We start from the raw sequence: 12,053 nt of genomic DNA, 5'->3' as shown, positions 1-12,053 counted from the left end.
AACAGGTTCAACAACGCCGATTTGTTTTCCAACACTACAGCTCAGGTTCCCTCTGCTGCTCCTGGGCCTGCCGCACACCCTCAGCCTCGTCAATACGCAACAGCAACCAAAGGCCTAGCCCAAAGAACAAAAGTACCGAACTAACGCCCACACGCTGGCTACCCGACCAGTCCGTAAACAACCCTAGCAGCAATGGCCCCAGAAATGCTGTAGCCTTTCCCGAAAAGGCAAAAAATCCGTAGAACTCATTGCGTTTGCCCAGGGGTGTAAAACGTCCCAAAAGCGAGCGGCTGGCAGACTGGTTGGGCCCAACGCAAAGACCAATGATCAGGGCAGCCACCCAAAAAAGCAATCGATCGGTTGCCAATACGGCCAGCAGCGTAGCACCGAGCAAACCTCCTAAACTCAGCATCAGCGCACGCTTGCCGCCTAAGTAGTCATCAATAAACCCAAACAGCCACGCACCCAACCCGGCTGCCACATTCAGCACAATACCAAAGACAATGATTTCATCGGTTTGAAAGCCAAATGTACCCGCCGCGTAGATGCCCCCAAAAGCAAAAAGGGTCAGCAGCCCATCGTTATAAAGCAAATGGGCCAGCAGCAAGCGCGCTACCTGCCGGTAGCGGCGCACTTCATGAAAGGTCTCCCCAAGCTGCCGCGCGGCCTGGCGTAGTAAGATCGGGAGCTGCACGCGATGCTTAGGCCGATGTTCGGGCACCCAGAGCAGCAGTGGTACACTAAAAAGAGCATACCAGACGGCGACCAAGAGGTTGGTCGCCCGCACGTTTTCGCCATCTGTCTTGGAAAATCCCCCAAGCGGTGCCTCAGGCATCACCAGTCCAACCAACGCTACCGCTAAGCAGAGCAGGCCGCCTACGTACCCTAAAGCCCAGCCGTAACCCGAAATGCGTCCGATGCGTCCGTGCGGCGCAATGTCTGGTAAAAATGCATTGTAAAACACATTGCCCAGCTCAAAGGCAACGTTAGCGATCGTGAACAAGATCAGTGCTTCAAGAACCTGACCAGGACGTGGAAAAAACAGCGCAGCCGTCGTGAGCACGCAAACACCCGTTGCAGCCGCCAAAAATCGCTTGCGATAGTGCCCCTGATCGGCTAACGCCCCGAGGAATGGAGAAAGCAAAGCCACCAGAATCCCGCTCACCGTTACCGCACGCGACCAGAGCGTCGTTCCTGTTACGCTATCAGCGGCAATGGCCTGCGTGAAATACGTGGCGTAGACAAACGTGACAACGAGGGTTGTAAACGCCGAATTGGCAAAATCATACAAAGCCCATGCCCAAAGAGTACGTCGCGGGTACGTTTGCATGCTGATCACAGGCCGCTGCGTGAAACATAAAACGCAAAGAACGCTTACGCGTAGTTCCTCAAAATCCCAGGGAGCTTGCACCTTGGACGTGCGTTGCACGCCAGAGCGCCTCTGCCCACGTAGCTCAGTTGGATAGAGCAGCGGCTTCCTAAGCCGTTGGTCGCAGGTTCGAGTCCTGCCGTGGGCACTATGGTTCAGGAAGCAGGTGCGGCGGCTCCAATAGAGGGCGTTAGCTCCCAGAGTTCGACCAGTTCATTGAGCAAGTCTTCCTCAACGTCAAGAAAGGTACCGTCCGCGTTGGCAATTTGTACCAGGTCGTGGAAAGCTGTCAGCCGCTGCTCGGGCGTGAGGGCCAGTTTAACCGCTTCTGCTGCGGCGCGTAGTTCGGCATGGCCTACCCCTTCGGCATAGCGACTGGTTGCCTCTTGCAGCACGGCAGACAGTTGCTGCTCATTCAGCTCAGGGCACCAAGCGTGCAACTTGCGCCAGATGATATGCCGCTCCTGGCGCGTTAGCTCATGATCGATGCCGTGTGCCAGGACTAAGTACAGCAAAGCCAAATGAATCAAGACTTCCGGGATATCGGTATGACCGAACTTCAGCAGGGAGACGTGTTCCCAGGGAAGCTCCTGTCCCCACCGTTGGGCCAATGTTTCAAGAAACTGGCGCTCGCTTTCCATAACGATCCCATCGGCCTGGGCAATGCGCAATAGGTCGTGCAACACCGCCTGCCGCTGCGCCGGTGACAGATGTGGCTCGATCTCGTTCAGTGCAGTCTGTAAAACGACCTCAGCATCTTCATGAGCAAGCACCACGTCGAGCGCCTCCAGCACGATCGTTCGCAGCTGATCCAGCGGCAACGTAGGGCAGCGCGCTTGCAGTTGCTCGATCACTGCTTCCAAACGCCCGTTACTGAAAGACCATCCAGACCGATAGGCAGCTGTCAAGTACAGCAACGCCAGTTCATGCAGCCGGCTGGCCACGCAAAGTGTTACCGACATGGCAGATTGGGCAGTAATGAAAGCCTTCTGTAGGTTCTATCTCTACCCTCAGGTGCATGAGGGTTGATATCGGCCAACCGACAGCTTGTTTAACAAATTTCGGAAAATAAGGTGCGCTGCAGCAAGGGCTATTTGTTACGCTTTTGCAAGGGATTCACGCTCGGCTGACACCTGAAGGGTTTTGACCGCTTTTACCATCGGGTCAGCCGGGTCACTGCTGTGCAGCACTTGAAAGCCCAGCTTCCGGCAAACGTGCTGCATAGCATGGTTTTGTACCAAGATGTCGGCTACGATGCGCTCCAAACCCTCGGCCTCTCCAATTTGAAGCAATCGCCGCAGCAGTTCTGTACCTAAGCCCTTACCCTGCACATCGTCGCGCACCAGCAAGGCAAACTCGCCATCGTTGGTGCCGTAAACCTTGGTCAAGCGTGCAACAGCAAGGATTTCGGGCCGACCGGTTTCTGGGCTACGCCGCTCAGCCACCAATGCCATTTCTCGGTCATAGTCGATAAAGCACAGCCGGGCCAACCGCTCGTGGGCTACGCGCTGGCTCAGCTTAAGCAGGCTTGCATAGCGCAGGTAAACACTGCGCTCCGAAAGCTTATGATGAAACGCAACCAAAAGCGGTTCATCCTCTGGACGGATCGGCCGGATCAATACCGCTGAGCCATCCTTAAGCCGCCAGGTGCCCATGTACTGGCGTGGATAGGGGCGAATAGCTGGCCGCGGCAGCTCTTCTTCCCGCAAGTGTAAAGGATGCAGCACGATGCGGGCATCAAGCGCAATCAGTTGCTCGGGGGCAGCCAAAAATGGGTTAATGTCAATCTCACGAATCCAAGGCTGTTCAACAACGAGCTGACTAAAACGCACCAGTAGCTTTTCTAAGCGATCCAGGTTGACCGGTGGGCGTCCCCGCACGCCTTCCAAGGCTCGGTATACCTTGGTTTGCTCCATCATGCGCCGTGCTAGCGTAGTGTTCAGTGGCGGCAAAGCTAAGGCCCGATCGCGATAGACCTCCACCAGCGTTCCACCCGCACCAAATAAGATGACTGGGCCAAACTGCGGATCAATCGTGCTGCCAATAATCAGCTCGTAGCCGTCGCGCAGGTGTACCATAGGTTGCACGGTTACACCGTCGAAAGCCTCAAGCTGGCCACGCGCCGCGAGATTGGCACGAATGCTTTCAAAAGCCTGCCGTACAGCCTCAGGAGATCCCAAGTTGAGCTGAACGCCGCCTACGTCGGTTTTGTGCGTGATCGTCAGCGAATGCAGCTTAACGACTACCGGATAACCCAGCGCTTCGGCCGCAGCCACTGCCTCGTCGGCTGTGCGCGCCAAACGCGTTGGCGTAACCGGCAAACAGTATGCTTCTAATACCTGCTTTGCCTCATATTCGGTAAGCAGCGTGCGCCCTTCTTGACGCACTTGCTCGAGCAGGCGTTGCGCCCGTTCTCGATCAGGCCCGCCGTCGATTTCGTCGTCGGGCAGCGAAGGGGTCTCGTAGAGCCCACGCAGGTTGTAACTGTAACGCCACATGTAGTTAAAAACGCGCACTGCCGTGTCGGGATAGGGGAAGGTGGGTATGCCCGCGCGATTGAGGATTTGCCGTCCTGCAGCCACCTCAACCCCACCCATCCAGCTTGCTAGAATGGGCTTGCGACTTTGGGCAAAACGCCGAAGGTGCTCGGCCGTTTGCGTGGGTTCGGTCATCGCCTGTGGAGTCAGAATCACCAGCAGACCATCGCTGTTTTCGTCAGCCAGTGCCACTTCAAGCGCCTTGGCATAACGCTCTGGGTCCGCATCTCCCAGAATGTCTACCGGATTACCCCGGCTCCATTGTGGCGGCAAAAAGGCATTCAATGCCTGCAACGTAGTCTCCGACAGTTCTGCCAGTTGCCCACCACCCTGCACCAGGGCGTCAGTAGCCAGCACGCCAGCACCGCCAGCATTGGTTACAATTGTAAGCCGAGGACCTTCAGGGCGTGGCTGCTTGGCAAGCACTTCAGCCATGTAAAACAGGTCGGCAATGGAATCTACCCGCAACACCCCTGTGCGCCGAAAAGCAGCACTGAGCACTTCGTCGCTACCGGCCAACGTACCGGTATGGGATAAGGCTGCCTTGGCCGCCTCTTCGGTTCTTCCCGCCTTGATTACGATAATTGGTTTTTGAAAGGCCACCTCCCGTGCTGCCGAAAGAAACGACCGGGCATCGCCGATCGACTCCATGTAGAGGATGATGCTCTTGGTGTACGGATCATTACCGAGATAGTGGATTAGGTCGCCCCAGCCCACATCGAGCATCGAACCGATCGAGACAAAGGCACTAAACCCTACGTTCTCCTCCAGACTCCAGTCCAAAATCGCTGTTAGCAGCGCCCCACTCTGGCTAATAAAACCCACCGAACCAGGCCGTGCCATGGTGCTGGCAAAAGTGGCGTTTAGTCCGGTTACCGGACGCATAACGCCTAAGCAGTTGGGGCCAACAATGCGCATGCCTCCCTTACGCGCAATGGCCAAAATCTGCTCTTCAAGCCGGCGTCCTTCCTCACCAATCTCTTTGAAACCTGCTGAAATAATGATCGCCCCTTTGACACCTGCCTCAACGCACTCCTGGACCACGCCCGGAACCGTTGGCGCTGGCGTAGCAATGACGGCCAAATCTACAGGCTCCGGGATATCGCGCACTGAAGGATAGGCCCGGATGCCTAGCACATTAGAACGTTTGGGATTAACCGGATAAACCGTGCCCCCAAACGGGTTACTAATTAGATTCCACAGCAGCGTGCGTCCCACACTTCCAGGACGCTCGCTAGCTCCAATGACGGCCACACTTTGGGGTTTAAAAATCGCATCCAAGTGCAAGCGACGAGGCAAAAAAAGCTCGTGCGAAGGGTCAGTATGCACAGTAGTCCGGGCTTCCATGGCGCGCTATAACCGTTGGCGTTTCTTGCTACAGGTTCTACCACCCCTGGACGCAGAAGTTAACGCCCAACAGGCGAATTGACAGTTTTCTTACCCAATCGTCTGCAATTCCTCAATAAAGCGGGTTGCCAACGCTTCGGCTTCAGCTGCCGTTCGGGCTTCTGCATAGATACGCACGATCGGCTCTGTATTCGAACGGCGCAAATGTACCCACCCTTCGTCCAGATCGATCTTTAGGCCATCGATCGTGGAAATGCGGGCATGGGCGTAACGCTCGGCCAAGCGCGCTAACGCCGTTTCGGCATCCAAGTGGTCAAGCGGTAGCTTGTACTTGACCATCGCGTAACGCGGCAGCGTTGCCACCAGCTCGGAAAGCGACTGCTCCAGGTTAGCCAGGTGTTGCAGAATCATGGCAGCCCCCACCAGCGCATCACGGCCGTAGTGCACGTCGGGCAAGATCACGCCACCGTTGCCTTCCCCACCTAAAATAGCCCCAACGGCTTTCATCTTTTGCACCACGTTGATTTCCCCCACAGCTGCGCGGTAGACCGGCATGCCATAGCGTGCAGCGACCTCGTCGATAGCCCGTGACGAAGACAAGTTCGTCACAAAGGGCCCTTCCCGAAAGCGCCACAGAAAGTCGGCCGCGATTACCTGCGTCAATTCTTCGCTCACGTACACACCGCCATCGGCAATCAAGGCCAATCGATCGGCGTCGGGGTCTACCACAAAACCCAAATCGACGCCGCTTTCCGCTACCGCAGCGATCGTGCCGGTCAAATGCTCAGGTAACGGCTCTGGTGGATGTGCAAAACGGCCATGGGGTTCACCATTGACCAGCCGAATTTCAACGACTCCCAAACGCCGCAGCAATGCTGGCAGCGCTATAGCCCCTACTGAGTTGATACCATCAACCAACACCCGAAACTGCCTGCGAGCAATGCGCTCAGGATCAATAAAATCGAGCGCCAAAATCCGCTGTAGGTGCTCGTCAAGAAAATCCCGAGCTTCGTAGCTTCCTAAGGCTTCATACCTTACCAGCGGAAGTGCGCTGGCTTCAGCAAGCGCCAGTACTTCACGGACTTCTCCAGGAGTCAAAAACTCCCCCTGCCGGTTGAGCAGCTTCAGCGCGTTCCATTCAGCTGGATTGTGGGAAGCTGAAAGGACAATACCCCCATCGGCACAGGCTGCTTGCACGGCTACTTCGACGGTCGGCGTGGTTGCAAGCCCAGCATCCAGCACATCGCATCCAATGCTCTCAAGCGTAGCTGTTACAATACGGGCACATATCGAACCTGTTACGCGTCCGTCACGCCCAACAACCACCCGCGGGCGGCGCCCGCTAACTTGGCGATGCAACCAGGCACCAAAAGCGCCCGCATAGCGCATGAGCTCTTCCGGACCAAGCCCTGCGCCAAAAATTCCACGAATACCTGACGTTGAAGCAATCAGTGTTTTTGAGGATTCCATAAGGCGTTTACCGTGTCTTTTTGCGGTAATTTCGCACAGAACCGGCCGAAAAGTCGAGGGCTTCAACGGAAGTCCATTGACAAATTGGACTTTCAAGTCGTTTTTACGGAACAGCGTTTATAAGCCTACGTTTGGCCGATAGCAACCACTGATGCACGATTGTTTGCAATGAATTGGGGGATTCCGGTTCAGGCTTATGCATTTCGCGCGCGAGCGCGATGGTGGTTTTTATTGTTCACGGCCTTTTGTACCCTAGCCCTGATCTCATGGGGTGGATTTGTGACCACGATCGGAGCAGGGATGGCCGTCCCCGATTGGCCAGCCTCATTTGGCTCGTATGATCCTTTCCGTACCGGTTTTCAAGATCCAACAGATCCCGCTGCGCGCTGGTGGCACCGCACGCCGATTCTGGCCGAACATGGCCATCGCCTGCTGGGCGCGTTGGTTGGTCTGTTGACCATTGGCGTTGCCCTATGGACCTGGCGGCGCGATCCGCGGCGCTGGATGCATCGGTTAGGCTTTGCTGCCTTGGCTTTAGTTATTGTGCAAGGCATTTTAGGTGGCCTGCGTGTTACGGAAAACTCGCTTGCTCTGGCAGCCGTGCACGGTGCTACGGCCCAGCTCTTTTTTTCGCTTATTGTTGCCCTAGCGGTGTTTACTTCTCCCTCCTGGCTTGAGGCCCGATCGCTTGTGCCCGAAAACCCCCCGCTGGTGCAACTGCGTCGTCTGGCACTGTTTACCGTACTGGCCCTTTACGGCCAGATCATCCTGGGCGTACTTTTGCGGCACCCTGGTAGAGGCCTCGAGTTAAGCTTTGCTGTAGTGCACATTGCCGGGGCGTTTGTAGTAACTGGCCTGGTGCTGGCTGTATTTATCCACGTGCAGAAGCATTTTGAAACGAACCCGTTGCTTCATCGAGCTGCCTGGGCTATGCTCTGGATCGTAGCGCTGCAGTTTGCCTTGGGCCTTTCGGCCTACATGGCGCTCCTCTACGAAACACCTATGGCGCTGCGTAGCGTGCTGCAAATTGTGTTGCGTACAGCCCATGTCGCTACTGGTGCTCTGCTGATGGGCAGCACAGTGGTTCTGCTGCTGCTGGCGTTCCGTCGCCTGCAAAGCACCGCAGCTGTTGTGCCGGACACTTCAGAGCTTGCTACTGTCCAACCTAACTCCTAAAGCGCCGTGTTGCCCACCCCACGCTCGTTGCTGACCGCACTCTCGATACCTGCGCATCGTCGAGCCTGGCTCCAAGGCTGCTGGGAGCTGACCAAACCCGAAATTACATTTCAAGTGACGCTTTCGGCGCTCGCGGGCTACTTGATGGGCACTCCAGATGCGCTCGATGGCTGGCGTTTGGCAGGTACGCTGCTAGGAACAGCGCTGACGGCAGCCGGCGTGGGTACGTTAAATCATTACCTTGAGCGGGATTATGATGCAGCTATGCGCCGCACTGCGCAGCGCCCATTGCCTTCAGGACGCGTGTCTGCTGCCACGGCACGTTACCTAGGTATGCTGCTCGTATTTGCAGGTATTGGGCTGCTATGCCCAGTGGCGAATGCGCTCACGGCTGCCCTAGCCATCCTAACCGTTCTGCTTTACCTCTACGTTTACACCCCCTTGAAGCGACGCACCCCTTACAATACGCTTATCGGAACAGTCCCGGGGGCCTTACCTGCACTAGGCGGCTGGGCGGCGGCAACAGGCAACCTAGCGCTGGGCGGCTGGACGTTGTTTGCTATTTTGGCCGCCTGGCAAATGCCTCATTTTCTGTCGCTTGCCTGGATGTATCGCAAGGACTATGAGCGAGCACGCTATCAAATGCTACCCGTCGTTGAACCCGATGGACGCGCTACGGCCTTTCAGACACTTGCATTCACAGCGCTGCTACTGCCCCTGGGCATGGGACCCTTTTTTGCTGGGGTAGCAGGACCAGTATACCTCGCAGGAGCGCTTCTGCTAGGACTATACTTCCTGCGTCCTGCACTGGCGTTTTACCGCACACGTCACGTGCAAGATGCCCGCCGGGTACTGCTGGCCTCGATCGTGTACATCCCGGTATGGACCGGGCTCATTGTGCTGGACTGGCTGTTACGCTAACCATGAGCGAAGCGGCCGTTACGCTGACCGCCGTTACCTTCCGCTACGGCTCGCACGTTGCCCTACACAATCTTTCGCTTGAAGTGCCAACAGGAAGTTGCTTTGGCCTTCTAGGTCCTAATGGTAGCGGCAAAACAACGCTCATGCGACTTCTGGCCACGCTGCTTCCCCCTACCCATGGACATCTGCGCGTCTGCGGGTTCGATACCGTACGCGAAGCCGACGCCGTCCGTCGCTGCTTGGGCATTGTCTTTCAGCATCCGGCGTTGGACGGTGACCTTACCGTAGAAGAAAATCTGCGCTTGCACGGGGCTTTCTATGGACTGCGCGGCCCAGAACTAACGCAACGTATTGAGGAGCTGCTCGAACGACTAGGCCTTAGCGACCAAAAACGCACCCTGGTCAAACGGCTTTCAGGTGGCCAGCAACGGCGCGTAGACCTGGCGCGCGGTCTGCTGCATCGCCCTAAGCTCCTCCTGCTCGACGAGCCCACTACAGGGTTGGACCCGCTGGCCCGACACGCGTTCTGGCAACTGCTGCATTTGCTGCGTCAAACGGTAACCTTGATTGTGGCCACCCATTTGCTTGAAGAAGCTGAGCGTTGCGACACCGTCGCCTTGCTCGATGCAGGGCGCCTGGTTGCCCTCGGTGCACCGAAAGCTTTAACCAGCACCTTAGGGGACGAATTGCTCTGTTTAGAGACGCCAGTGCCCGAAACACTAGCCCAAGCGCTCCAAACCCACTTTGGGTTGGAAGCTCACGTGATTGGCAATTCAGTACGCGTTGCTACACCCCATGCCCATGCCCTGCTACCGCGCTTGTATGAAAGCTTAGGGGATCGGCTGCAAAGCGCAACCATCCGTCACCCTACGCTGGAAGATGTGTTTTTAGCCTATACCGGCCATCCACTGCAGGCGACCTCCCCCTTGCCGTTTGCCGAAGCACCATGAATACTTTCATGTTGAGCGTTCGAGCGCTCTGGTGGCGCGAGCTTGTGAAGTTTGTGCGCGACCGCGCCAGGCTATTAGGCGCTCTGGCCCAGCCGTTGGTCTTTTGGCTACTGCTGGGTTTGGGGTTTCACAGGTCGATTCAACTAACTGGTCCTGCTACGCCAGGCTCCTACCTGGCCTACTTGCTGCCAGGCATGATGGCCTTGACCATGCTGTTCACGGCCATCTTTTCGACCATGGCGCTCATCGAAGAGCGCCGTAGTGGATTGCTTCAGGCTTTGCTGGTTGCGCCGGTTGCACGCACAGCGCTGGTGCTGGGCTACGGCCTAGGGAGTGCTACACTGGCTTTTTTTGAAGCTCTCTTGCTGCTCGGTTTGCTACCTTTTGTCAATGGCGCACAGCTCACACCTACTGGCCTCATCCAAGTGCTTGCCGTTAGCCTACTGGCGGGTCTAGCCTTTGCGCTGCTGGGCTTGGTCGTGGCCTGGCGTTCGGTTTCTACGCGCGGCTACCATGCGATCATGAATGTGGTGCTGTTGCCACTTTGGGCCCTCTCTGGTGCTGTTTTTCCCATTGAAGGAGCGGCACCGGTTTTGCAACTTCTCATGCGCCTTAATCCTGTTACCTACATCGTCAGTGCCTTGCGGCAAGGATTGTTTGGTAGCGACGCAGCAGGAGCCGTGGGTTCGCCCGCAGGCTGCCTGTTCATCACAGGTCTGCTGACGCTTGCCCTACTCTTCAGCGCTGTGCACACCGTGCGCCGTCCCCTAAGCCGCAGCACCTTTTAACAAAAAAGCCCTAAGCGCTTTTTCCTGATTACGAAGTGGCTTGAACGGCTTCAACGCGGGTGATCTCCGGAATAGCACGCTTAAGCACCTGTTCAATGCCTGCCCGTAGCGTCATCAGGCTCATGGGGCAGCTTCCGCAGGCGCCCAGCAACTCCAGCTCAACCACATAATCCTCTGTCACGCCAAGGAGACGCACCGAACCGCCATCGGTCATTAAATAGGGACGAATCATATCGAGCGCTTCTTCGATGCGCCGGTGCAGTTCGGGATCGTTGGGCGTCAGCGGTGTGGCTTTCGTATCGGTCATAACGCGCGTAAAGCTGACGACGATATACGTTGAGCTAAAACCCGTTTCCTACGGGATTGTTGCGCCCTAGCGGTAAAGGATTTCCACCTTTTGCGTCGGGGGCTGCTCGGCATTGCGCAGATTAACCTGTTCGACTACCTGTTGGGCCAGCTGGAAAAAAGCGCGGGCTGAAGTGCTTTCCGGATCGCTGAGCACAATAGGCTGGCCTGTATCGCCGCCTTCACGTACAGCCTCTTCGATAGGAATCTCGCCTAAAAACGGCACGTCCAGTTCTTCCGCAAGCCGGCGAGCCCCTCCGCGACCAAACAGGTAGTACTTTCGATCGGGAAGGTCAGGCGGTGCAAAATAAGCCATGTTTTCTACAATGCCCAGCACAGGCACTTGCACGTTGCGGAACATAGCGACCCCTTTGCGGGCATCGGCCAACGCGACCGGTTGTGGTGTAGAAACAATAATCGCTCCGGTTAACGCAATAGATTGCACAATGGTCAGCGGTACGTCACCAGTACCAGGCGGCAAATCCAGAATCAGATAATCCAGTGTTCCCCAATCGGTCTCACCTAAGAACTGTCGTAAGGCCTTGGCTACCATAGGCCCACGCCAGATTACGGCCTGCTCGGGATCGACAATAAAACCCATCGAAAGCAGCCGGACGTTGTGGCGCACTAGGGGAACGATCTTGCGCTGCTCGTTTACGCGGGGTTTCTCATCACGCACACCAAACATGGTTGGGACCGAAGGCCCGTAGATGTCGGCATCGAGCAATCCCACCTCATAGCCTTGCTGAGCCAAAGCTACGGCCAGGTTGACCGCCACCGTGCTTTTGCCTACCCCTCCCTTGCCTGAGGCGACAGCCACAAAGTTGAGCACGCCTTCTGGCTCTACCGTAGACATCGGACTCCCCCCTTGGATTTCAAGCCCGATTAGCTCTGTATCGGTGTCAATGTGTAGCTTAAGATTTTCACCAAAGGCTTCCTGCAACAGACGGCGGCATTGCTCAGGGGCCTCACGGGCAAAGTTGGTATCTGGACGCGGCAAAACAAGGGTGAAGGCAACGCGATCGTCTTCAACGCGCAGATTACGCACACGCTTCAGCCGAACCACATCGCGTCCTGAATCGGGATCCACAACCCGCGCCAAAACGCGCAAGACCTGCTGTGGGGTAAGCATGGGCAATACAATCTTTCT

Annotated in this window: 10 protein-coding genes and 1 tRNA gene; 5 read left to right on the top strand and 6 right to left on the bottom strand. The window is 56.5% G+C overall.

What is annotated here, in order from left to right:
• Positions 1 to 34: 34 nt before the first annotated feature.
• Positions 35 to 1,330 carry an MFS transporter gene (locus tag J8E65_RS08665; protein ID WP_210375349.1) on the bottom strand — a complete coding sequence of 432 codons (1,296 nt, stop codon included), beginning with the start codon at positions 1,328 to 1,330 and terminating at the stop codon, positions 35 to 37.
• 113 nt (positions 1,331 to 1,443) lie between these two features.
• Here J8E65_RS08665 and J8E65_RS08660 point away from each other — a divergent pair.
• Positions 1,444 to 1,517, top strand: a tRNA-Arg gene (locus J8E65_RS08660).
• 7 nt (positions 1,518 to 1,524) lie between these two features.
• Here J8E65_RS08660 and J8E65_RS08655 read toward each other — a convergent pair.
• The 3 genes from J8E65_RS08655 to glmM all read right to left on the bottom strand — a co-directional run bounded on the left by J8E65_RS08655 (position 1,525) and on the right by glmM (position 6,723).
• Positions 1,525 to 2,331 carry a tellurite resistance TerB family protein gene (locus J8E65_RS08655; RefSeq protein ID WP_210375348.1) on the bottom strand — a complete coding sequence of 269 codons (807 nt, stop codon included), beginning with the start codon at positions 2,329 to 2,331 and terminating at the stop codon, positions 1,525 to 1,527.
• Positions 2,332 to 2,466: 135 nt separating this feature from the next.
• Positions 2,467 to 5,253, bottom strand: a complete 2,787-nt coding sequence (gene acs, locus J8E65_RS08650) for an acetate--CoA ligase alpha subunit (protein ID WP_210375347.1) — start codon at positions 5,251 to 5,253, stop codon at positions 2,467 to 2,469.
• A gap of 90 nt (positions 5,254 to 5,343) precedes the next feature.
• Positions 5,344 to 6,723, bottom strand: coding sequence for a phosphoglucosamine mutase (glmM, locus tag J8E65_RS08645; protein ID WP_210375346.1), 1,380 nt, complete (start codon positions 6,721 to 6,723; stop codon positions 5,344 to 5,346).
• A gap of 168 nt (positions 6,724 to 6,891) precedes the next feature.
• On the opposite strand from glmM, the gene J8E65_RS08640 reads away from it, so the two are divergent.
• Genes J8E65_RS08640 through J8E65_RS08625 form a run of 4 tightly spaced genes read left to right on the top strand, consistent with a single transcriptional unit; the run spans position 6,892 to position 10,558 of the window.
• Entirely contained in the window at positions 6,892 to 7,899 is a 1,008-nt protein-coding gene (locus J8E65_RS08640; protein ID WP_237181797.1) for a COX15/CtaA family protein, read from the top strand.
• 6 nt (positions 7,900 to 7,905) lie between these two features.
• Positions 7,906 to 8,820, top strand: coding sequence for a heme o synthase (cyoE, locus tag J8E65_RS08635; RefSeq protein WP_210375344.1), 915 nt, complete (start codon positions 7,906 to 7,908; stop codon positions 8,818 to 8,820).
• A complete protein-coding gene (locus J8E65_RS08630) occupies positions 8,781 to 9,770 on the top strand; it encodes an ABC transporter ATP-binding protein (protein ID WP_237181796.1) in 990 nt (329 codons plus the stop codon). Before cyoE ends, J8E65_RS08630 begins: the two co-directional genes overlap by 40 nt.
• Before the next feature lie 8 nt (positions 9,771 to 9,778).
• The gene (locus J8E65_RS08625; protein ID WP_237181795.1) at positions 9,779 to 10,558 is read left to right on the top strand and encodes an ABC transporter permease; all 780 of its coding nucleotides are present in this window, start codon (positions 9,779 to 9,781) and stop codon (positions 10,556 to 10,558) included.
• A gap of 28 nt (positions 10,559 to 10,586) precedes the next feature.
• Here the strand turns inward: J8E65_RS08625 and J8E65_RS08620 are convergent, their stop codons facing one another.
• Both J8E65_RS08620 and J8E65_RS08615 read right to left on the bottom strand, forming a co-directional pair.
• Positions 10,587 to 10,865: a NifU family protein gene (locus J8E65_RS08620; protein ID WP_210375342.1), complete on the bottom strand. Its 279-nt coding sequence runs from the start codon at positions 10,863 to 10,865 to the stop codon at positions 10,587 to 10,589.
• A gap of 66 nt (positions 10,866 to 10,931) precedes the next feature.
• Positions 10,932 to 12,035: an Mrp/NBP35 family ATP-binding protein gene (locus J8E65_RS08615; protein ID WP_210375341.1), complete on the bottom strand. Its 1,104-nt coding sequence runs from the start codon at positions 12,033 to 12,035 to the stop codon at positions 10,932 to 10,934.
• Positions 12,036 to 12,053: the final 18 nt, after the last annotated feature.

It is taken from the genome of Rhodothermus bifroesti (assembly GCF_017908595.1).
GTDB lineage: Bacteria > Bacteroidota > Rhodothermia > Rhodothermales > Rhodothermaceae > Rhodothermus > Rhodothermus bifroesti.
This window is presented reverse-complemented; position numbering and strand designations above follow the sequence as displayed.

Coding starts and splice junctions, on each gene's coding strand:
- acs (WP_210375347.1), bottom strand. CDS start 5,253: ATGGAAGCCCGGACTACTGTGCATACTGACCCTTCGCACGAGCTTTTT.
- J8E65_RS08615 (WP_210375341.1), bottom strand. CDS start 12,035: ATGCTTACCCCACAGCAGGTCTTGCGCGTTTTGGCGCGGGTTGTGGAT.
- J8E65_RS08655 (WP_210375348.1), bottom strand. CDS start 2,331: ATGTCGGTAACACTTTGCGTGGCCAGCCGGCTGCATGAACTGGCGTTG.
- J8E65_RS08625 (WP_237181795.1), top strand. CDS start 9,779: ATGTTGAGCGTTCGAGCGCTCTGGTGGCGCGAGCTTGTGAAGTTTGTG.
- J8E65_RS08620 (WP_210375342.1), bottom strand. CDS start 10,865: ATGACCGATACGAAAGCCACACCGCTGACGCCCAACGATCCCGAACTG.
- glmM (WP_210375346.1), bottom strand. CDS start 6,723: ATGGAATCCTCAAAAACACTGATTGCTTCAACGTCAGGTATTCGTGGA.
- J8E65_RS08640 (WP_237181797.1), top strand. CDS start 6,892: ATGAATTGGGGGATTCCGGTTCAGGCTTATGCATTTCGCGCGCGAGCG.
- J8E65_RS08630 (WP_237181796.1), top strand. CDS start 8,781: ATGGACCGGGCTCATTGTGCTGGACTGGCTGTTACGCTAACCATGAGC.
- J8E65_RS08665 (WP_210375349.1), bottom strand. CDS start 1,330: ATGCAAACGTACCCGCGACGTACTCTTTGGGCATGGGCTTTGTATGAT.